The sequence below is a fragment of the Methylobacterium sp. Leaf111 genome (assembly GCF_001423285.1).
GTDB lineage: Bacteria > Pseudomonadota > Alphaproteobacteria > Rhizobiales > Beijerinckiaceae > Methylobacterium.
Genome location: NZ_LMNE01000045.1, coordinates 43,812 through 63,792, shown reverse-complemented (window position 1 = coordinate 63,792; position 19,981 = coordinate 43,812). Strand labels below are relative to the sequence as shown.

14 protein-coding genes and 1 tRNA gene are annotated in these 19,981 nt (G+C 71.5%); 7 read left to right on the top strand and 8 right to left on the bottom strand.

Annotated features, from left to right (window positions below):
* Positions 1 to 19: 19 nt before the first annotated feature.
* The 3 genes from ASF41_RS26245 to leuC form a co-directional block, all read right to left on the bottom strand.
* The gene (locus tag ASF41_RS26245) at positions 20 to 895 is read right to left on the bottom strand and encodes a hypothetical protein (RefSeq protein ID WP_244479693.1); all 876 of its coding nucleotides are present in this window, start codon (positions 893 to 895) and stop codon (positions 20 to 22) included.
* Positions 896 to 1,789: 894 nt separating this feature from the next.
* A tRNA-Leu gene (locus ASF41_RS17105) sits at positions 1,790 to 1,874 on the bottom strand.
* A gap of 106 nt (positions 1,875 to 1,980) precedes the next feature.
* Entirely contained in the window at positions 1,981 to 3,396 is a 1,416-nt protein-coding gene (gene leuC, locus ASF41_RS17100) for a 3-isopropylmalate dehydratase large subunit (RefSeq protein ID WP_056216518.1), read from the bottom strand.
* Positions 3,397 to 3,637: 241 nt separating this feature from the next.
* On the opposite strand from leuC, the gene ASF41_RS17095 reads away from it, so the two are divergent.
* From ASF41_RS17095 to ASF41_RS17080, 4 genes are read left to right on the top strand one after another with little or no spacing between them, the layout of a single operon-like run.
* Positions 3,638 to 4,603 (top strand): 2-hydroxyacid dehydrogenase, encoded by a 966-nt coding sequence (locus tag ASF41_RS17095; RefSeq protein WP_056495270.1) that lies wholly within the window; start codon positions 3,638 to 3,640, stop codon positions 4,601 to 4,603.
* A gap of 41 nt (positions 4,604 to 4,644) precedes the next feature.
* A complete protein-coding gene (locus ASF41_RS17090) occupies positions 4,645 to 5,526 on the top strand; it encodes an AprI/Inh family metalloprotease inhibitor (RefSeq protein WP_082504675.1) in 882 nt (293 codons plus the stop codon).
* 52 nt (positions 5,527 to 5,578) lie between these two features.
* Complete coding sequence (locus ASF41_RS17085) at positions 5,579 to 6,376, top strand: rhodanese domain-containing protein (RefSeq protein ID WP_082501519.1); 798 nt, start codon at positions 5,579 to 5,581, stop codon at positions 6,374 to 6,376.
* On the top strand, positions 6,373 to 6,582 hold the full coding sequence (locus ASF41_RS17080) for a SlyX family protein (protein WP_056277927.1): 210 nt from the start codon (positions 6,373 to 6,375) through the stop codon (positions 6,580 to 6,582). The genes ASF41_RS17085 and ASF41_RS17080 overlap by 4 nt, the downstream gene beginning before the upstream one ends.
* 176 nt (positions 6,583 to 6,758) lie before the next feature.
* Here ASF41_RS17080 and ASF41_RS17075 read toward each other — a convergent pair whose 3' ends face one another.
* Positions 6,759 to 8,201, bottom strand: a complete 1,443-nt coding sequence (locus ASF41_RS17075; protein ID WP_056495991.1) for an NAD-dependent succinate-semialdehyde dehydrogenase — start codon at positions 8,199 to 8,201, stop codon at positions 6,759 to 6,761.
* Between the two features lie 85 nt (positions 8,202 to 8,286).
* Complete coding sequence (locus ASF41_RS17070) at positions 8,287 to 9,078, bottom strand: class II glutamine amidotransferase (protein ID WP_056495267.1); 792 nt, start codon at positions 9,076 to 9,078, stop codon at positions 8,287 to 8,289.
* 470 nt (positions 9,079 to 9,548) lie between these two features.
* Between ASF41_RS17070 and ASF41_RS17065 the strand changes: the two genes are divergently transcribed.
* A complete protein-coding gene (locus ASF41_RS17065) occupies positions 9,549 to 9,941 on the top strand; it encodes a response regulator (RefSeq protein WP_056216533.1) in 393 nt (130 codons plus the stop codon).
* Between the two features lie 117 nt (positions 9,942 to 10,058).
* On the opposite strand, the gene rpsU is transcribed toward ASF41_RS17065, so the two are convergent.
* Positions 10,059 to 10,373: a 30S ribosomal protein S21 gene (gene rpsU, locus ASF41_RS17060; protein WP_055957071.1), complete on the bottom strand. Its 315-nt coding sequence runs from the start codon at positions 10,371 to 10,373 to the stop codon at positions 10,059 to 10,061.
* A 555-nt stretch (positions 10,374 to 10,928) separates the two neighbouring features.
* Here rpsU and ASF41_RS17055 point away from each other — a divergent pair.
* Positions 10,929 to 12,410, top strand: coding sequence for a PAS domain-containing methyl-accepting chemotaxis protein (locus ASF41_RS17055; RefSeq protein WP_056495264.1), 1,482 nt, complete (start codon positions 10,929 to 10,931; stop codon positions 12,408 to 12,410).
* Positions 12,411 to 12,431: 21 nt separating this feature from the next.
* Here ASF41_RS17055 and ASF41_RS17050 read toward each other — a convergent pair whose 3' ends face one another.
* A complete protein-coding gene (locus ASF41_RS17050) occupies positions 12,432 to 17,297 on the bottom strand; it encodes an NAD-glutamate dehydrogenase (protein WP_056495989.1) in 4,866 nt (1,621 codons plus the stop codon).
* Positions 17,298 to 18,429: 1,132 nt separating this feature from the next.
* On the opposite strand from ASF41_RS17050, the gene ASF41_RS17045 reads away from it, so the two are divergent.
* Positions 18,430 to 19,506: a PAS domain-containing protein gene (locus ASF41_RS17045; protein ID WP_056216537.1), complete on the top strand. Its 1,077-nt coding sequence runs from the start codon at positions 18,430 to 18,432 to the stop codon at positions 19,504 to 19,506.
* 51 nt (positions 19,507 to 19,557) lie between these two features.
* Here ASF41_RS17045 and ASF41_RS17040 read toward each other — a convergent pair whose 3' ends face one another.
* Positions 19,558 to 19,977, bottom strand: a complete 420-nt coding sequence (locus ASF41_RS17040) for an FKBP-type peptidyl-prolyl cis-trans isomerase (RefSeq protein WP_056495261.1) — start codon at positions 19,975 to 19,977, stop codon at positions 19,558 to 19,560.
* Positions 19,978 to 19,981 lie beyond the last annotated feature (4 nt).

Genomic DNA, 19,981 nt, shown 5'->3' with positions numbered 1-19,981 from the left:
CTGCGCTGGGCGATCGGTATTAGGCGCCCGGGGTCATCCCTAGGTCGATCCTCGGAAGTTTGCCCACCGCCTCCGCCATCGCCCTCACTGTCACTTCGCCGTAAGCATCACCCGCCGTCCGTGCCGCGTGCCCCTGGATAACATCGCGCACATGCGGGTCCATTCCGGCCTCCCGCGCGACAGTCTTGAAGCGATGGCGCCAAGCATGGTTCGAGGCCACCCTCGGGTCCGGCACCACGTCCCGCGCGAACTCCGCCAGCCGGTTCTTCAGCCCCTGGAGCGGTCCCAGCACGTCGCCATCAAGCGCCGGCCTCAGGAACAGGTGGCCGCCCTTGGCCCCCGCAATGAACCGCCCGAAGCCTAACTCGATGAGGTGCGGGTGCAGGACTACCTCGCGCCTCTCGTTGGTCTTAACCGTGCCAGCCTCGGGCGTGATGGTAGCGACCCAGTGCGGACCCTCTTGCCTGATGTCTGCCTTACGGAGCTGGGCCAGCTCGCCCACCCTCGCCCCGGTGTAAGCTTGAAGCCAGGGCAGCCAGCGCTTGGCGGCAGTGGTCTCAGGCCTCTCCTTGCGGCTGCCCTGGTGTGCTGAGGCTGCTCTGAGGATCGCCGCCGCTTCCTCATGGGTAAACCCCTTGGACCGGAGCTTCTGCGGCTTGCCGAGCTTGATGGTCAGCCCCGTGGCAGGGTTCGAGGTCATCCTTCGGTTCGCAACGGCCCAACCGAAGATGGTCTTCAGGCCCGCAAGGTCGCTGTCCTTCACGGTCTTCGGGGAGATGGCCTTGCCGGTTCGCGGGTTGATGGTGGCGAGGCGGTGGTTCTTGAACCGGACGATATCCTCGGAGGTCACCCGGCCGGCATCGTCATGCTTCAGGAAGGCCACGAGGTTGGCCATCGTGTTCCGGTAGCTCTCGTGGGTGCTGGGCTTCCGGCCCACGGCTTTCTGTTCGGTCCACCAATCCTCGACCAGCTTGGTGAAGGAGCCTTGGCGAAAGCAGCCGGAGCGGGGCGCGGCTCGGCCTGCGGCGTCTCGAAAGCGGGAAAGCGTGCAGCCTTCGGGTCGGGGCTGTAGTCGCCCTCTGCGTTCCGGCGTCGAGCCGCAAAGGCATCACGCAGAGCAAGCACGAAGGCGTCGAGGAGGATGGGCCGCGTCCCGGCGTCCACGCTGGAGATACCTTTGGCAAACAGCAGGCGGTCCACGAGCCGGCCTATGAGAGGCTCAAGGTCACTCCCCTCCCCGCTCAAAGTGGCCGCATCCAGCTTCGCCAAAGCAGACTCGAAGCCCGCCCCCTCCTCCTCTGGTGTGCTCCGGTCGCGGACCCACCCACCCGGCGTATGAGTCACGGCGATGGTGCGATCCCCGCCGCCGTCCGCCCATGCACGGTAGAGGTCTCCGGCCAGCGCTGTGGCCTGCTTGTGACTTGGCGTGACCGGACAGGAGTTGCGAAGGGTGGCATAGAACTGCTCAACGACAGAGGCAGCCTGCCCTTACCGAACTTTCGCCTCGCTGGGATCGCGGGTCTTGAGCGAAAAGCGGACCATCGCCATGCCCGGCGTGATGGTGATGTGGGTGGTCTCGGAACCCAAAGGCACCGAGAGGACGCGGCCCACAGCGAGAGGCCGAACGTCAGCAGGAATGCGTTGTTTGAACTGCTGGACGGAGGAGTCTGACCGCTTCATCGGACGAGGGAGCCTGAGGAGCATGTGGCACACCGTTGTGGCACGGTCTGCCTGTCTCAACTACCTGATCCGGCCTAAGTTTCTGAGGGGTAGACGCTTCTCAGAAAATTGGTGCCCAGGAAAGGACTCGAACCTTCACCTCTTGCAAGACTGGTACCTGAAACCAGCGCGTCTACCAATTCCGCCACCTGGGCTCGCCGGGGCCGCTTGCGGCGCCGACGCGGGTTTCGTTTAGGCGGGGCGGGGCCGGTCGTCAATCCGGATCGCAGCGGATTTTTCGGCCGGCCCGTCGATTGTGGTTCAGGCCTCGCGGCGCCACTCGCGGATGTCGACGAAGCGCCCGGCCACGGCCGCCGCCGCCGCCATGGCGGGGGAGACGAGGTGGGTGCGGCCGCGGTGGCCCTGGCGGCCCTCGAAGTTGCGGTTCGAGGTCGAGGCGCAGCGTTCGTTCGGGCTCAGGCGGTCGGCGTTCATGCCGAGGCACATGGAGCAGCCCGGCTCGCGCCAGTCGAACCCGGCCGCCTTGAGGATGCGGTCGAGGCCCTCCGCCTCGGCCTGCTGCTTCACCAGGCCGGAGCCCGGCACCACCATGGCGGAGACGTTGGCGTGGACCTTCCGGCCCTCCACCATCTGGGCCACCGCCCGCAGGTCCTCGATGCGGCCGTTGGTGCAGGAGCCGATGAAGACCCGGTCGAGGGTGATGTCGGTGATCTTGGTGCCGGGGGTCAGGCCCATGTAGCTCAGGGCCTGCTCCTTCGACTGGCGCTTGTTCTCGTCCGCGATCCGCGACGGATCGGGCACGGCGCCGGAGATCGAGACCACGTCCTCGGGGCTGGTGCCCCAGCTGACGATGGGCGGCAGGTTGGCGGCGTCCAGGCGCACCTCGCGGTCGAAATGGGCGCCTTCGTCGGTGACGAGGCTCTCCCAGTAGGCCCTGGCGCGGGCGAAGGCTTCGCCCTGGGGCGCCTTCGGCCGGCCCTCGACATAGGCGTAGGTGGTGGCGTCCGGCGCCACCAGGCCGGCCCGGGCGCCGCCCTCGATCGACATGTTGCAGATGGTCATCCGGCCCTCCATCGAGAGGGCGCGGATGGCCGAGCCGGCATACTCGATGACGTAGCCGGTGCCGCCAGCGGTACCGATCTCGCCGATGATCGCCAGGATGATGTCCTTGGCCGTCACGCCCGGCGGCAGGGTGCCGTCGACGCTGACGCGCATGTTCTTCGCCTTCTTCTGCAGCAGCGTCTGGGTGGCGAGCACGTGCTCCACCTCCGAGGTGCCGATGCCGTGGGCGAGCGCCCCAAAGGCGCCGTGGGTCGAGGTGTGGCTGTCGCCGCAGACGATGGTCTGGCCCGGCAGGGTGAAGCCCTGCTCCGGCCCGATCACGTGGACGATGCCCTGGCGGCGGTCGAGGGCGTCGTAGAACTCGATGCCGAAGTCGCGCACGTTCTCGGCCAGCGCCTCGAGCTGGATGCGGCTCTCCGGATCCTCGATGCCGAAGCGGCGGTCGGAGGTCTGCACGTTGTGATCGACCACCGCGAGGGTCTTCTCGGGGTGGCGCACCCGGCGCCCGGCCACGCGCAGGCCCTCGAAGGCCTGGGGGCTGGTGACCTCGTGGACGAGGTGGCGGTCGATGTAGAGGAGCGTGGAGCCGTCGGGCTCGACATCGACGACGTGGTCGTCCCAGATCTTGTCGTAGAGGGTGCGCGGCGCGGTCATGGCGTGGCTGTTCTGGTTGTTCGTCGGGAAACGGAGGTCGGTCTCCCTTTAGTAGTGTTCCAAGGCGTGCAGCGAAAGTGGGGGCCCGGCTGCGCCCGGCGGATGGCAGCCCGGAGGCGCCCGCATGGGGCGGCGCGCGGGCCGCCGAAGGTCACTGGACCGGTCCGGACCTGCGGCCTAAAGCTGTCGGCGCGGAGCCGTTCAGGCTTCGACCGGATCCCGATCGTCGCCGAGCCCCCCCATGCCGCCCATCGACATCCTGATGCTCAAGGCGATGCATCCCGACGTCATGGACGCCGTCGCCGAGCGCTTCACCCTGCACCGGCTCGACACCGTCCCCGATCCGCAAGCCTTCCTGGCCGAGACCGGCCCGCGCATCCGCGGCCTCGCCACGGGGGCCCAGGCGCCGGTGGACCAAGCCCTGCTGGCGCGCCTGCCCGGCCTCGAGATCGTGGCGAGCTTCGGCGTCGGCTACGACACCATCGACACGGCGGCGGCGGCCGCCCAGGGCGTCGTCGTGACAAACACCCCGGACGTCCTCACCGACGAGGTGGCCGACCTCGCGCTGGGCCTGCTCCTGGCCACCGTGCGCCAGATCCCCCAGGCCGAGCGCCACCTGCGCGCCGGGCACTGGCCGCAGCGGACCTATCCGCTGACCCCGACCCTGCGCGGGCGCACCGTGGGCATCCTCGGCCTCGGGCGGATCGGTCGGGCCATCGCCCGGCGCCTGGAGGGCTTCGGCGTCGCCATCGCCTACCACGGACGCCGGCCGCAGGCGGACGTCGCTTACGCCTACCACCCCACCCTGCGGGGCCTCGCCGAGGCCTCCGACGTTCTGATGGTGGTGGCGCCCGGCGGGCCGGAGACCAACGGGATCGTCGATGCGGCGGTGCTGGAGGCGCTGGGGCCGCAGGGCTTCCTCGTCAACGTCGCCCGCGGCAGCCTCATCGACGAGGCGGCGCTGATCGGGGCCCTCCAGGCGGGCACCATCCTGGGCGCCGGCCTCGACGTCTTCGCCCGCGAGCCGCACGTGCCCCCCGAGCTCGTGGCCATGGACCACGTGGTGCTCCTGCCCCATGTGGGCTCGGCCTCGGTGGAGACCCGGGCGGCCATGGGCCGGCTCGTGGTGGACAACCTCGTCGCCTGGTTCGACGGACGCGGCCCCCTCACCCCGGTGCCGGAGACGCCCTGGACGGCCCAGGCATGATCGGCCCAGAGAGGATCGACCGAGGCATGATCGGCGGAGGCATGAGCCGCGCTTGCCGCATCGCCGCCCTGGCCCTGGCGCTGGCGACACCGGCCCTGGCGCAGGAGACCGCCCCGCCCCAGGAGGCGCCCGCATCGAGCGCCGCGCCGGCGCCCGCCGCGCCCGAAGTGCCCTTCGTCGAGACTCTGCCCCGCGACATCGCCGGGGTGCCGGGCACCTGGGACCTGTCGCGGGACGGCAGCACCCGGCGCTGCGTCCTGACCCTGGCGGGCGCGAGCGGTCCGGCCGGCCGGCGTCTGTCCTTCCCGGCCGGGTGCCGGCGGGCCCTGCCGATCCTCAACGGCGTCGCCGGCTGGCTCTTCACCGACGGCAACCTGCGCCTGGTCGACAAGGACGTCCGGCCGGTGCTGCAGTTCAGCGCCCGGGTCGATGCCCGCAGCCTCGTGGCCGCCGCGGGCGACGAGCATTTCAGCCTGGTGCCGCTCCAGATCGTCGCGATGGTGCCGCCGACCGACGCGGTGCCCACCAGCCCCGGCGCCGGCTACGCCGGTGCCGGCTCTGCCGGTGCCGGCAGCGCCGCCCCGGACGCGCGCAGCGCCCCGGCACCCGAGGCCGCGCCGGCGGGCGACGCCCCGGCCCCCGGCACCTACGCCCTCGACCGCTACCGCGAACAGGACGTCTGCCGCATCGAGCTGACGCCCGGCACCGCGCCGGCGCCGGTGCGCATCCTCGACCATTGCCGCGACGGCGGCCTGACGGTGTTCGATCCGGTCTCCTGGCGCTTCGCCAACGGGCACCTCACCCTCAACGCCCGCCGCGGCCACATAGTGAACCTGGTCGCCACCGGGGACGGGCGCTGGCGCCGCGACCCGGAGGTCGGCACCACCTTCGTGCTGCGCCGGGTCGAGCCCGCCGCCCCGTGAGCCCCCTCCCCTGAACCCCGAATCCAGTCCCTTGCCCCGCCGATCACCCCCGATGCCGCTGACCGTCGCCGCCCTCTACCAGTTCGTCGCCCTGCCGGACGTCGCCACCCTGCAGGCGCCGCTCCAGGCCCTGTGCACGGAACTCGGGATCACCGGCACCCTGCTGCTGGCGCCGGAGGGCCTGAACGGCACGGTGGCGGGCCCGGACGCGGCCATCGACGCCTTCCTCGCCGCGCTGCGCGAAGGCCCGCTCTTCGGCGGCCGTCTCGCCGGCCTCGACGTCAAGCGCTCGCAGGCCGAAGCGCCGCCGTTCCGGCAGCTCAAGGTCCGGCTGAAGCGCGAGATCGTCACCTTCGACGACGGCGCCACCGACGCGGCCACGGGGGCCGGCACCCCCGTGGCGCCGGAGGCCTGGAACGCCCTTCTCGACACGCCCGGCCTGCTCCTGATCGACACCCGCAACGCCTTCGAGGTGGCGCTGGGCAGCTTCCCCGGCGCGGTCGATCCGGGCATCACCCGGTTCAGCGCCTTCCGCGCCTATGTCGACGGCCTCGATCCGGCGGCGCATCCCCGCGTGGCGATGTTCTGCACCGGCGGCATCCGCTGCGAGAAGGCCGGGGCCTACATGCGCGCGAAGGGCTTTCCCGACGTGCGCCACCTCGAAGGCGGCATCCTGCGCTACCTGGAGACGGTGCCGGAGGCCGAGAACCGCTGGACGGGCGACTGCTTCGTGTTCGACGGCCGGATCGCCCTCGGCCCCGCCCTGGTGGAGCGGCCCGACCACGCGCCCGAGACGTTGATGTCCGAGCCCCGGATATCCGAGCCCCTGATCTCCGAGACGCCGCGATGACCGATCTCTCCGCCCGCATCGACGCCCTGGAGATGCGCCTCACCGAGCAGGACGTGGTGATCGACGACCTCAACGCCACGATCACGGCCCAGTGGCGCCAGATCGACGCCCTCACCCGGCAGATGGCCAAGCTCGTGGAAGAGGTGGAGCAGGCCTCCCACCGCCCGGCCTCCGGCGCCCCGGAGCCGCCGCCACCGCATTATTGACGGGACGGTCGCCGCGGGATCCCTCTCCCCCCTGCGGGAGAGGGTGGCCCGCGAAGCGGGTCGGGAGAGGGGAGCGCTGTTTCCGGAGAGGTCGACCCCTCTCCCGCCTGCTCCGCAGGCACCCTCCCCCGCAGAGGGGGAGGGATGACCCGCGATGCGCGACGGCTCGACGTCCCCTACCCCACGACGCTCGCCTGGCTGACGAACTTCGTGGTCAGGTAGGCCTCCAGGGCCTCCGAGCCGCCCTCGCTGCCGTAGCCGGAATCCTTGACGCCGCCGAAGGGCGTCTCGGGGAAGGCGAGGCCGTGGTGGTTGATGCCCACCATGCCGCTCTGGACCCGTGCCGCGACCTCGACGGCGCGGGAGGCCGAGCGGGTATAGGCGTAGGCGGCCAGGCCGTAGGGGAGCCGGTTAGCCTCGGCATAGGCATCCGCGTCGTCGGAGAAGCGCTGGATCAGCGCCACCGGGCCGAAGGGCTCCTCGTTCATGATGCGGGCGGTGGCCGGCACGTCGCAGAGCACCGTCGGCGCGAAGAAGTTGCCGCGGTTGCCGATGCGCTGGCCGCCGGTGCGCAGCTCGGCGCCCTGCGCCACCGCGTCCGCGCAGAGGCTCTCCATCGCCTCCAGGCGCCGGGCGTGGATGAGCGGACCCATGGTGGTCTCGGGGTCGAGCCCGTCGCCGACCTTGCGCCCCTCGGCGAAGGCCACGAAGCCATCGCGGAACCGGTCGTAGACGGACTCGTGCACCAGCATCCGGGTCGGGGCGACGCAGACCTGACCGGCATTGCGGAATTTGTTGGCTCCGAGCACCGCCACGGCGGTCTCGACGTCGGCATCCCCGAACACGATCGCGGGCGCGTGGCCGCCGAGTTCCATCGTCGCCCGCTTCATGTGCCGGCCCGCCAGCGCGGCGAGCTCCTTGCCCACCGGGGTCGAGCCCGTGAACGACATCTTGGCGATGACGGGGTGCGGGATGAGGTAGCCGGAGATCGCGGCCGGATCGCCGTAGACCAGGGAGAGCACGTCGCCCGGGACGCCGGCGTCGAGGAAGGCCCGGATCATCGCCGCGCAGCTCGCCGGGGTGTCCTCGGGTCCCTTCAGGATCACCGAGCAGCCGGCGCAGAGGGCGGCCGCCACCTTGCGCACCGCCTGGTTGATGGGGAAGTTCCAGGGCGTGAACGCCGCCACCGGGCCGACCGGCTCGCGCAGCACCATCTGCACGACGCCGTCGGCGCGGGCCGGGATGATCCGGCCGTAGGCGCGGCGGCCCTCTTCCGCGAACCAGTCGGTGACGTCGGCCCCCGCCAGGATCTCCACCCGCGCCTCAGCCAGGGGCTTGCCCTGCTCCAGGGTCATGAGGCGGGCGATGTCCTCCACACGCGCCCGCAGGAGATCGGCGGCCCGGCGCAGCACCTTGGCGCGCTCGTAGGCCGAGACCTTCCGCCAGGCCGCGAAGCCCCGCTCGGCCGCCGCCAGCGCCCGGTCGAGATCGGCCCGCGTCGCCACCGCCAGGGTGCCGAGGGTTTCGCCGGTGGCCGGGTTCAGCACCGGCAGGGTCTCCGCGCCGGCCCCGTCGGTCCAGGCCCCGGCGATGTGCAGCGTCACGTTCGGATACGTCATCGGCGTCTCCCGCATGGCAATCGAGCGGGGTTGTCCGCCCTTCGCACGCAGGCCGCAACCCTTATCCGGGAGGGCCGGGGCGTCGTCAGGCGGCGATGCGCGCGGCCACGGCCTGGGGGCCGGTGACGATCACCGGGCCGCCGCGGCGGGCCTGGAGCGTGCCGCCCTTGGGGACGACCTTCCAGCCGTCGCGGCAGCCGTCGATCGGCTCGGAGACCACGACGAGGCCGGTCTCGGTCTGGCGGTAGTACAGGCTGGGCGGGCTGCTGTCGCAGGCCCAGCGGAAGGCCGTGAGGGTGTCGCCGTCGGTGACGACGGCAGTGAAGCGCAGGGGCTCGGTCGCCTCGGCCGCCCGCATCAGCTCGCGCACCGTGGCCAGGGTCTTGTGCATGGCGCCGATCGGGTCCTCCGCGAGGCCGTTGCCCAGGGCCAGCAGGAAGATCGCCTCGGAATCGGTGGTGCCGCGCCGGTCGTCGTAGAGCGCGTCGGGGATCAGCGCCTCGATGCGGCGCTTGATGCGGTGATAGCCGCCGATCTGGCCGTTGTGCATGAAGAGGTGGCGGCCATGGGTGAAGGGGTGGCAGTTCGCCCGGGTGGTGGCGGTGCCCGTGGAGGCCCGCACGTGGGCGAAGAACATCCGCGCCCGCACCTGCTGGCAGAGGTTGACCAGATTCTCGTCCGACCAGGCCGGGCAGACGTCGCGGTACAGGCCCGGATCGACCCGCTCGCCGTACCAGCCGATTCCGAAGCCGTCGCCGTTGGTTTCCGTCTTCGCCTCGGCCGCGTGGAGCGACTGGTGGACCAGCGAGTGCGTCGGTGCGCAGACGAGGTCGGTCAGGAAGACCGGCTCACCGGAATAGGCGAGAAAGCGGCACATGACGGACGAACCCCCCCTGATCTCGACGACGCGACCGACCCGGTCGCCGCCCTCGGGCAGCGTCCGTCTTGTACAACCTGTGCGACCCGCACGACCATGATATTCACGCTAACGTAGTAAACGAATGGTTAACGCGCGCCACGGGCCCGGCCTCCTGCAGAACCCGCGATGCAAGAGGCGCACCGTCGGGCCCGGGCCCTGCCCGGTCGATGGCGGCCCGTAGCCCATTCATCATGCGAGCCCGGCGGGAATGCGGCGGCGAACGCGATCATCGATGCGGGAACCGCATGGCCGGAACATGGATTCGGACTCTTGCCCCCCGCACCGTGGCGGCGCAGCATCACCCGACGAGAATCAGTCATTCGATTGGACAAGGCTGGGACGCGGACGGCGGCTCCGTGCCGCCCGCGTACCGCGTCCCGCCCTGCATTCCGCGCGTTCGCCACCCAAACGCCCGACGAGGAGACTTCATGGACCGCTCACACGCCCCCTGCCCGATCGCCCTCGTGGTCGAGGACGACGCCGATGTCCGCAACCTCGCGACGGCGGTCCTGGAGGAAAGCGACCTCGACGTCATCGCCTGCGACACGGCCGAGGCCGCGATCTCGGTGCTGGAGCGCGCCGGCGGCAACGTCGCCCTGCTCTTCGCCGACGTGCGGCTGGGCGCCGGCATGGACGGGATCGCCCTGGCCAGCGCCGTCGGGCGGCGCTGGCCGGATGTCCGCGTCGTCCTCACCTCCGGCGGCGATGCCCGCGGCGTCGAGGCCCTGCCGGCCCAGGCGGTCTACATGCCGAAGCCCTGGCGCGCCCTCGACGTGCTGGTCCAGGCCGAGCACGCGACGGTGGCGGCCCGGGCCGCCTGAGGGTCTCGCCCCAACGCGGAAAAGCCCGGCCGCAAGGCGACCGGGCTTTTCCGTATGTCCATGACAGGCGACGGCCGGTGCAATGCGCACCGCGGCCGTCGCGGGCCGTCTCGCGCCTCAGGCGTTGCCGGCGGGCGGCAGCACGGTCGGAGCGGTCGGCGCGAACGGCGAACCGCCCGGACGACGCGGAGCACCGGCGCCGAAACGGGGCTTCGGCTTCGGCGCGGCGATCAGGCCCTCGCGGATCGCGGTCTTGCGGGCCTGCTTGCGGGCGCGGCGCACGGCCTCGGCCTTCTCACGAGCCTTGCGGACGGAAGGCTTCTCGTAGGCCTTGCGCTGCTTCATCTCGCGGAAGATGCCCTCGCGCTGCATCTTCTTCTTCAGGACGCGGAGGGCTTGGTCGACGTTGTTGTCGCGAACGAGTACCTGCAACGGTTTCAATCCTCTGAAACGATGTTTGTTGGGCGGCGCCGACCCTGAGACCCGCCCGGAGCCCCGCGACGCGAACTGCAAAACGTCCCGGACCCGGGATCTCCCCCGGGCGGGACGTCCATCAGACGGCCTCGAATCGGCGCAGAAACTGCACTTGGGGCAGGCTCATACACCAACCGCCCGCGAGTTCCAACACGCCTCGCCGCGGCCGGGGCGCATTATCGCCGCGCCGGTGGGACAAACCGCGGGCGCTGTCGCCTCCGGGACGCAGGCAGCACCGGGGGCGCGTGCTCCAAGGATTCCGAAGTGGTCGCCGACGTCCGTTGCGGCAACGACGGACGCTCGACAAGATGAAGCGCGCGTTCCTGAGCTTTAGCCCGGACAAGGCAGGTCACGCGAAGCACGAATGGTTGCCCAATCGGTTGTGGCAGCGCACGAATTTTCTGATCTTTAATTTTTGTGTCGGAGTTTCTGTGCGCAGCAGCGGACTCATCCGGCGCGATGACCGAGAACTGCGACCTGAGCCCTTCCGGGGTTCTGACTCTGGGGCGTACGATGCTGGGTCTGAAGACGAGGACGGCCGCCGAGACGGCCGCGAAACTGGCGGCCCTCGACAAGTCGCAGGGCATCATCGAGTTCAACCTCGATGGGACGGTGATCACCGCCAATCCGAACTTCCTCGCCGTCATCGGCTACGACCTGGCCGAGATCCGCGGACAGCCGCACAGCCTCTTCGTCGCCCCCGCCGAGCGCGACAGCCCCGCCTACGCCGCCTTCTGGGCCAAGCTGCGCCGGGGCGAATACGAGGCCGCCCAGTACAAGCGCATCGCCAAGGGCGGGCGCGAGGTCTGGATCGAGGCCTCCTACAACCCGATCCTCGACGGGGCCGGCAAGCCCTACAAGGTGGTGAAGTTCGCCACCGACGTCACGCGGCAGAAGATGCAGGACGCCGACGTGCAGGGCCAACTCGCCGCCCTGCACAAGGCCCAGGCGGTGATCTCCTTTTCCCTCGACGGCACCGTGCTCGACGCCAACGCGAACTTCCTCGCCGCCGTCGGCTACACCCTGCCGGAGATCGTCGGCCGGCATCACCGGATGTTCGTGGAACCCGCGGAGCGCGACGGCGCCGCCTATGCCGAGTTCTGGGACCGGCTGCGCCAGGGCACCTACCAGGCCGCCCAGTACAAGCGCGTCGCCAAGGGCGGGCGCGAGGTCTGGATCGAGGCCTCCTACAACCCGATCCTCGATGCCGGCGGACGGCCCTACAAGGTCGTCAAGTTCGCCACCGACATCACCGCGCAGGTGACGCTCCTCGAGAACCTGCGCCGGCTGATCGCCCAGAACTTCGGTGAGATCGACGGGGCGGTGCTCCTTTCCAACACGCAGACGCGGGACGCCGACGCCGCGGCCAGCACCACCGCCAGCAACGTCCAGACCATGGCGGCGGCCTCCGAGGAACTCGCCGCCTCCGTCGCCGAGATCTCGCAGAGCATGGCCCATTCGCGGATCGCCACCGAGGCGGCGCAGGGCCAGGTGGTGGCCGCCGCCGAGGCGACCCAGAAGCTCACCCAGGCCGCGGGCGCGATGAGCGGCATCGTCGGCCTGATCCAGACCATCGCGGGCCAGATCAACCTGCTTGCGCTCAACGCGACGATCGAGTCGGCCCGGGCCGGCGAGGCGGGCCGCGGCTTCGCGGTGGTGGCCCAGGAGGTGAAGAACCTCGCCAACCAGGCGGCCCGGGCCACCGAGCAGATCACCGGCGAGATCGACAACGTGCAGGCGGTCTCCCGGCAGGTGGGCGACTCGCTCCAGACCATCCAGGCCTCGGTGGCGCAGATGCGCGAATACGCCATCAGCACGGCGGCGGCGGTGGAGGAGCAGAGCGTCGTCACCCAGGACATGTCGGGCAACATGCAGCACGCCGCGAGCGCGGTCGCGGCGATCTCGCAGAACATCCAGGCGATCGGCCACTCGATCGGCCAGGTCTCCCGCGCGGTCGGGACCACGAAGGACGCGGCCCGCGTCCTCGCCCGCTAGGCCCGCGCCGACCTCCCGGGATCAGCCCTGGGGCGCAGCGCCCTTGGGACGCGCCAGATCGGCCAGCAGGCTCGCCGCCACCGTCGCCTTGGAGACCGTGAGCCCCGAGGCCGTCACGGCCGCCAGGGTGGCGCGGGCATGGTCGAGGGCGGCGCCGCGGCTCCGGCTCCAGGCCGCCACCGCCTCGGGGCCGGCGCCCACCGTGCCGACGACCTCGGCGGTGAGCTGGCGATGCGCGGTGGCGATGGTGGAGACGGCCCGCTCCAGGGCGATGCGGTCGTAGGTGTCGCCGGTGGCGACCTCCCGGGCCGCCGCCGCGAGGTCCGAGAGCCGGAGGGCCCGGTCCAGGGCGAAGTGGGTCGCAGCGATCTCGGGGATCGCGCCGCCACCGGTCTCGGCGATCCGCACGATGTCGGGGGCCGAGGTCAGGGCGGTGAGGGCCGCGAGGCGCCGGGCCGGCGCCTCGGCCATGCCGAACCCGACGAGTTCGGCCTCGCGCGCGGCGCGCTGCCCGTTCACCGCCTCCCCCATCACCTCCGGCAGGGCCGCCTGCAGGGCGCTGATGCCCTCGCGGTAGCGGGCCACGAGGGGCGCGACGCTGCCCGAGAGGTCGAGGTTGCGCAGGAACCAGACGATCCGGCCCACCAGCAGGTCCTGCACCTCGGCGTAGAGGGCGATCTGCGCCTGACCGCCGATGGCGCCGGCCAGCCCGTCGATGGCGAGGTTCAGCTCCATCAGGCCGTAGGCGTCGCGGGTGATGGCGTAGGCCTTGGCGATGGCGCTCGCATCGGCGCCGGTCTCCTCCACGAGGCGGGTGACGAGGGAAGGCCCGCCACGGTTGACGATGATGTTGGAGAGGGCGGTGCTGATGATCTCCCGGCGCAGGCGGTGGCCGTTGACCGCGTCGGGGAAGTGCTGGCGGAGCGCCGCGGGGAAGTAGCGCTGCAGCTCCCGGTCGAAATAGGGGTCGTTCGGGGCCGGGCTCGCCAGGAGCGCGTCGTAGAGGGCGAGCTTGGCGTAGGCGAGGAGCACCGCGTATTCGGGCCGGGTCAGCCCCTCCCCCTTGCGCATCCGCTCCGCGATGGCGGCATCGTCCGGCAGCAGCTCCACGCCGCGGTCGAGGCGCCCTTCCGCCTCGAGGGCCTGCATCGTCCGCATGGCGAAGCCCGTCTCGGGCAGGCCCCGGTGCTGGGCCAGCGAGAGCGCCAGGGTCTGGAGCTGGTTGTTGCGCAGCACCAGGGCGGCGACCTCGTCGGTCATCGCCACCAGGAGGGCGCTGCGGGCTTGCCCGTCGAGGCGGCCGTCGCGCTCCGGGGTCATCAGGGCGATCTTGATGTTCACCTCCACGTCGGAGGTGTTCACCCCGGCGGAGTTGTCGATGGCGTCGGTGTTGAGGCGCACCCCGTTGCGGGCCGCCTCGATGCGCCCGCGCTGGGTCGCCCCCAGATTGGCGCCCTCGCCGATGACCTTGGCCCGGACCATCGCCCCGGTGATGCGCACCGCGTCGTTGGCCCGGTCGCCGGCCTCCTCGTCGGATTCGGCGGTGGCGCGGATATAGGTGCCGATGCCGCCGAACCAGAGCAGGTCCACCGGCGCCTTCAGGATCGCCTGCATCAGCTCCGCCGGGGTCGCCGCGTCCTGCGCGAGCCCGAGCACCGCCCGGATCTCGGGGGAGACCGGGATGGTCTTCAGGCTGCGGGCATAGACGCCGCCGCCGGGCGAGATCAGGCCGGTGTCGTAGTCGCGCCAGGAGGAGCGCCCGAGATCGAACAGGCGGCGGCGCTCGGCGAAGCTCGCGGCGGCGTCGGGGTTCGGGTCGAGGAAGATGTCGCGGTGGTCGAAGGCCGCCACGAGGCGCAGAGAGCGCGACAGCAGCATGCCGTTGCCGAAGACGTCGCCCGACATGTCGCCCACGCCCGCCACCGTGATCGGGTCGCTCTGGGTGTCGATGTCCATCTCTAGGAAGTGGCGCTTCACCGCCTCCCAGGCGCCGCGGGCCGTGATGCCCATGCCCTTGTGGTCGTAGCCCTGGCTGCCGCCCGAGGCGAAGGCGTCGCCGAGCCAGTGGCCGCGCTCCGCCGAGAGGGCGTTGGCGATGTCCGAGAAGGTGGCGGTGCCCTTGTCGGCGGCCACCACCAGGTAGGCGTCGTCGGGATCGTGCCGCACCGTGTCGGCCGGCGGCACGATGGCGTCGCCGACGATGTTGTCGGTGAGTTCGAGCAAGGTCCGGATGAAGATCCGGTAGCTCTCGGTGCCCTCGGCCATCCAGGCCTGCCGGTCCGAGGCCGGCGGCAGGCGCTTGGGGAAGAAGCCGCCCTTGGCGCCCACCGGCACGATCACGGCGTTCTTCACCTGCTGGGCCTTCACCAGGCCGAGGACCTCGGTGCGGAAATCCTCCGGCCGGTCGGACCAGCGCAGGCCGCCGCGGGCGACGTAGCCGAAGCGCAGGTGCACGCCCTCGACGCGCGGCGCATAGACGAAGATCTCGAAGACCGGGCGCGGCAGCGGCATGCCGCCGACCTTGGCGCAGGCGAACTTGAAGGCGATGGCCTTGCGCCGCCCGCCGCCCGGCGCGACCTGGAAGAAGTTGGTCCGCAGGGCGGCCTCGATCAGGTTGACGAAGCGGCGCAGGATGCGGTCCTCGTCGAGGCTGGTCACGGCGGCGAGGTCCGTCTCGATCCCGGCGCGGATCGCGCCCTGGGCCGCCTCCCGGTCGCCGGCGGCGGCGGGGTCGAACCGGGCCCGGAACAGGGCGACCAGGGCGCGGGCCACGCCCGGATGGGCGCTGAGGGTGGCAGCGAGGTAGTCCTGGCCGTAGCGGATGCGGAGCTGGCGCAGGTAGCGACCGAGGGCGCGCAGCAGGGCGACGTCGCGCCAGGGCAGCTCGGCCTCCAGCACGAGGCGGTTGTAACCGTCGGATTCGGCCAGCCCCGTGCCCAGCGCCAGCAGGGCCTCCTCCAGCAGGGTCTCGAGGCGGCCGAGGTCGATGGCCGCCCCCGTGGCGCGCTCCAGCAGCATGTCGTGCAGCCAGACCCGACCGGCCTCGTCGGCGCCGGGGGGCAGGATGCGGTAGGTCCGCTCGTTGATGACCCGGAATCCGAGGTTCTCCAGCACCGGCACCCGCTCGGACAGGGAGAGCGAGGCGCCCCGCGAGAACACCCTCAGGCGGATCTGCGAGTCCGGGTCGGCGGCACGCCGGCCGATATCGGCCGCCCGGGGTCGCGCGGGGCTGAGGCGCTCCACGGTCATGATGTCGGCGATGGCCACGCGCGGGGCGAAGCTCTCGCGATAGGCCGCGGAGAAGGCCTCGCCGTAGCGGGCCGCCAGGGCGCGGGCCTCGGGGCCGTCCAGGGTCTCGGAAAGGGCCACCCGCAATTCGTCGCCCCAGGTACGCACCAGGGCGGCGATGCCGGCCTCCAGGGCGGCGGGGTCGCGCTCGGGCGCACCGGATTCGGGCAGGCCGATGATGAAGTGGGTGCGGGCGAGCGGCCCGTCGGGGAAGTACGGGTAGGCCGCCGAGACCCGGCCGCCGTATTCGCCGGCGAGGTAGGCGCCGATCCGCGCCCGCACGGTGGAATCGTAGCGGTCCTTGGGCACGTAGACGAGGAGCGAGACGAAGCGGCCGAAGCGGTCGGGCCGCGAGAGCACCCGCAGGCGCGGCCGGTCGGCGAGATGGGCGATGGCGAGGCTGAAGCGGTAGAGCCGGTCGGCGTCGATCTGGAACAGGTCGTCGCGCGGGTAGGTCTCCAGCACGTCGAGGAGGCCGCGCCCCGCATGGCTCGTGGGATCGAGGCCCGCGCGCGTCGCCACCTGCGCCACGGTCTCGCGCAGGTAGGGGATCTCGCGCGTCGGCAGGGTGTAGGCGCTCGCGTTGAACAGGCCGACGATGCCGACCTCGCCGGTGAGGCTGCCGTCCGCGCCGAACAGCTTGCAGGCGATGTAGTCGAGATGGGCGGCCCGGTGGACCCGGGACTTGGCGCTGGCCTTGGTGATGATGAGGGCCTGCGGCCCCTCGAGGAAGGCGCGGATCTCGGGCGTCATGTCCACGAGGGCGCCCCCGCGCCGCAGCACCGCCACCCCCGGATCGCGCAGCAGGCCGAGGCCCGAGCCCTCCACCAGGGCATGCTCCGCCCCGGAGAGGCTGTGCTCGCGCAGGCCGAGCAGGGTGAAGTGCCCCGCGCCGAGCCAGGCGAGAAAGGCCCGCGCCTCCACCACCTCGGCCGCCGACAGGGGCGGCGGGGCGTGGGCATAGGCCTCCGCGAGGCCGGCCAGGCGGGCGGTCATGGCGTCCTGGTCGTCGGTGGCCAGGGCGACGTCGTGGAACACGCGGGCCAGGCCCTCGACGAGGCGGGTGCGGGCCTCGCCGGCATCGAGCCGGTCGAGGTGGATGTGGATGAAACTCTCCCGCGCGAAGCCGGCCTGGGTGTCGGCGGTGGTCTCCCCCACCACCCGGACCAGGGCGCCCGCCCCGTCGCGTTCGACGCCGAGGATCGGGTGGGCGACGAGGTGGGGGGCCAGCCCCTGCTCCGTCAGCTCGGCCAGGGCGGAATCGAGCAGGAACGGACGGTTGTCGTTGACGACCTCGACGATGGTCAGGTCGCGGGTGCGGCCGTCGCGCAGGACGGCGCGGTCGCTGACGGACAGGTTGGCGGGTGCGCCCGGGTGCCGGGGCTCGGCCAGTCGCCCCCGGGCCGCCAGGGCGAGGTCGGCGAGATCCTGCGCCGTGTAGGGCGCGAGGTCCTCGGGCGGCACGCGCCCGAACAGGTCGGTGACGAAGCCGCCGGGGCCGCCCTGCGCCACGACCCGGTCGGCCGCGGCGGCGAGAAGGTCCGTGCGGGCCCCCCGGGCCTCGGGGCTGGACAGGGCGGCGTTCCGTTCCAGTGCCATGGTCATCGTGTCCTTGCGGGGGGCGTCGACGCGATCGATCCCGGGGGGGCCCGATCAGGGCCAGTTCGATCCGGCCCAGTTCGATCCGGGCAGGTCGTCGCGGCGATCGGGCGGGGATGGCCCGTCGGGCGGCAGGGGGCGGAGGGACGGTGGCTGGATCGCATCGCTGGGTCGCCGATCTCTTCGCTGGCCTGCGATTCGCTCGCGATGGCCGCCGCGCCCTCACTTGAGCATCGGGCTCCCCGTCTTTCCAGGGCCGGACGGCCGGATCGGGCGCGGGCCGCTACGACCGGCGGTCGATGTCAGGCTTTGCGGGCACCGCGCGGCGCGGGCGCCGCCCCCGGGCGGCCGACGCAGCCCTGCCAAGAGCGAGGGCAGGCCGGCCGGCTCGATCCGAAACGGGGTACGGGAAGGCGTTCGGGAAGCCGCTCGTCAATGATCGACCGTATCCGTTCGCGCTATTTCCATCCTCTGCTCGTATCTCATCACGAAGACTTGAAGACAACTCAGGGTTTAATTGGGGGTTTTCAGTTTTGGATACGCGTCAATTTCAGGCACATCCCTCGATCATCTGTCTGCGGAGGCCCGGAACCACTGTAAGCCAGCGGCCACCCGAGGAGAGAAGTCCTGCCCCCTTCAGCGGGCGCCCGCCTCACCGACCGGCGCAGCGTCCGTCTGCGGTGCGATCCGCCCGTGCGCCGAAGCCGCCGCAGGGTCTCCGACGCCGGTCGAGGGCAAACGCCGGACCTTGTGCCGGCGAGAACCGGTGCAGGACCCACGACCGTGCCGGCGCCGATCGGAGACGGGTCCGGCGGCCATCAGATCCCCCGATCGCCGGGCGATCGAGACGCGTTTCCCGACCGCGCGGGACCTTTGGCCCGCGCGGGGCGCGTCGCCCCGAGGCGGCGCTCCGCCCCGGGATCGCCCCCCTGGACGCGGCAGCGCATCCTAGGATTGGAAGCATCTGAGAGCTATTGTGAATGAATTTTAATGTAGCGCCCAGGCTTTTAACTGGACTTGCAGCGATGGCGTCTCATAATCCGGCCCGGTTCGGGCAACGCGTGCCTGCCCTTACATCGTCATGAGAGATGATTCTTTGTTTTCCGCGGGTGTGATCCGTTCCGGAATTTCCGTGCCGAGGGAGGAGCCGCGCCAGCCCGTTCCCGCCTCGCTGGCCCAGATTCTCCGGCTGGTCGAGGAGCTGGCCCAGATCGGGCTCTGGTCCATCGACCTCCGCTCGGGCGTGCTCTCGCTGTCGGACGGCGTCGTGCGGCTCACCGGCCTGTCGCAGCAGACCACCCGGATGGAGGCGCTGCGCGCCCTGGTCCATCCCGAGGACAGCCCGATCTTCGACGAGGTCTCGGCCGCGCTGCGCACCGGGATCCCGGTCGATCGCGGCTTTCGGATCGTTCGGCCGGATCGGACCGTGCGCTGGGTCGAGTTCAGGGGGAACGTGGTGCTGGGGACGGATGCCCGTCCGGTGCGGGCCGACGGCCTGATCCTGGACGTCACCAGCCGGCACGAGACCACGCAATCGGTCCTGCGCAATCAGGCGCGCTACGAGGGCCTCGTCCAGGCGATCGCGGCCGTGGTCTGGCTGATGAGCCCGGACGGGGTCCGTCAACCATCCCCGAGCTGGTGCGCCCTGACGGGTCAGACCCCGGAGGAGTGGCATGCCGGCGGCTGGGTCTCGGCGATCCATCCCGAGGACCGGGAGCGCGCGGCCAGCGCCTGGGCGACGGCCTTCCGCCGGCACGAACCCTACGAAGCCAATTACCGCCTGCGCCGCGCCGACGGGCATTACCGCTGGGTCAGCAGCCGGGCCGTCCCAGTGCTCAACCCCGACCGCTCGGTCCGGGAATGGATCGGCCTCGTCATCGACATGACCAGCACGGCCAGCATGATGACCCAGCCCCCGGCCCTGGCGCTGGCCGACATGTCCGGGCCGCTGATCCGGAGCGCCCGGGCGATGCTCAACTGGTCGATCCCGGACCTCGCGGCGGCCGCGGAGGTCTCGGGCTCCAGCATCAAGCGATTCGAGGAGAGCGGGGGCGCCGTGCTGCGGCCGCGGACGCGCGCCGCCATCCGGAACGCGCTGGAGGCCGCCGGCATCACCTTCGTCGCGCGCCTGTCCGGCGAGGTCGGCCTGGTCTACCGGCCGGTCGCGCCCGAGGCGCACCCGGAGTCCCGACCCGACACCGCCGCCTGAGGCGGCGCGGGGCCGCCGGTCGCGCGACCTCGACGCGACCGGCGTGGTATACTAGCGCGCGCCGAGAAGCTCGACGTCGAAGATCAGGGTCGCGTTGGGCGGGATCACGCCGCCGGCGCCGCGCGGGCCGTAGCCCTGGTCGGGCGGGATGATCAGCGTGCGCTTGCCGCCGATCTTCATCGTGGCGACGCCCGTGTCCCAGCCGGCGATGACCTGCCCGGCGCCGAGGGTGAAGGTGAAGGGCGTGCCGCGATCCCGCGAGGAATCGAACTTCTTGCCCGGCTTGCCACCGTCGTCGAGCCAGCCCGTGTAGTGGACGCTGACCTTCTGGCCGGCCTTCGGCTCGGGGCCGGTGCCCACGACCTCGTCACGGTACTGGAGGCCCGAGGGGGTGGTGACGGTCTCGGCGGATGCGGATGCAGTCATGGCGAGGATCAAGGCTCCGGTGAGGGCATAGAGGGGACGGCGCATGGTA

Excerpts from the sequence above, each read along its gene's own strand:
- ASF41_RS26245 (WP_244479693.1), bottom strand. The coding sequence starts at position 895 with ATGGCCAACCTCGTGGCCTTCCTGAAGCATGACGATGCCGGCCGGGTG.
- leuC (WP_056216518.1), bottom strand. The coding sequence starts at position 3,396 with ATGACCGCGCCGCGCACCCTCTACGACAAGATCTGGGACGACCACGTC.
- ASF41_RS17095 (WP_056495270.1), top strand. The coding sequence starts at position 3,638 with ATGCCGCCCATCGACATCCTGATGCTCAAGGCGATGCATCCCGACGTC.
- ASF41_RS17090 (WP_082504675.1), top strand. The coding sequence starts at position 4,645 with ATGAGCCGCGCTTGCCGCATCGCCGCCCTGGCCCTGGCGCTGGCGACA.
- ASF41_RS17085 (WP_082501519.1), top strand. The coding sequence starts at position 5,579 with ATGCCGCTGACCGTCGCCGCCCTCTACCAGTTCGTCGCCCTGCCGGAC.
- ASF41_RS17080 (WP_056277927.1), top strand. The coding sequence starts at position 6,373 with ATGACCGATCTCTCCGCCCGCATCGACGCCCTGGAGATGCGCCTCACC.
- ASF41_RS17075 (WP_056495991.1), bottom strand. The coding sequence starts at position 8,201 with ATGACGTATCCGAACGTGACGCTGCACATCGCCGGGGCCTGGACCGAC.
- ASF41_RS17070 (WP_056495267.1), bottom strand. The coding sequence starts at position 9,078 with ATGTGCCGCTTTCTCGCCTATTCCGGTGAGCCGGTCTTCCTGACCGAC.
- ASF41_RS17065 (WP_056216533.1), top strand. The coding sequence starts at position 9,549 with ATGGACCGCTCACACGCCCCCTGCCCGATCGCCCTCGTGGTCGAGGAC.
- ASF41_RS17055 (WP_056495264.1), top strand. The coding sequence starts at position 10,929 with ATGCTGGGTCTGAAGACGAGGACGGCCGCCGAGACGGCCGCGAAACTG.
- ASF41_RS17050 (WP_056495989.1), bottom strand. The coding sequence starts at position 17,297 with ATGGCACTGGAACGGAACGCCGCCCTGTCCAGCCCCGAGGCCCGGGGG.
- ASF41_RS17040 (WP_056495261.1), bottom strand. The coding sequence starts at position 19,977 with ATGCGCCGTCCCCTCTATGCCCTCACCGGAGCCTTGATCCTCGCCATG.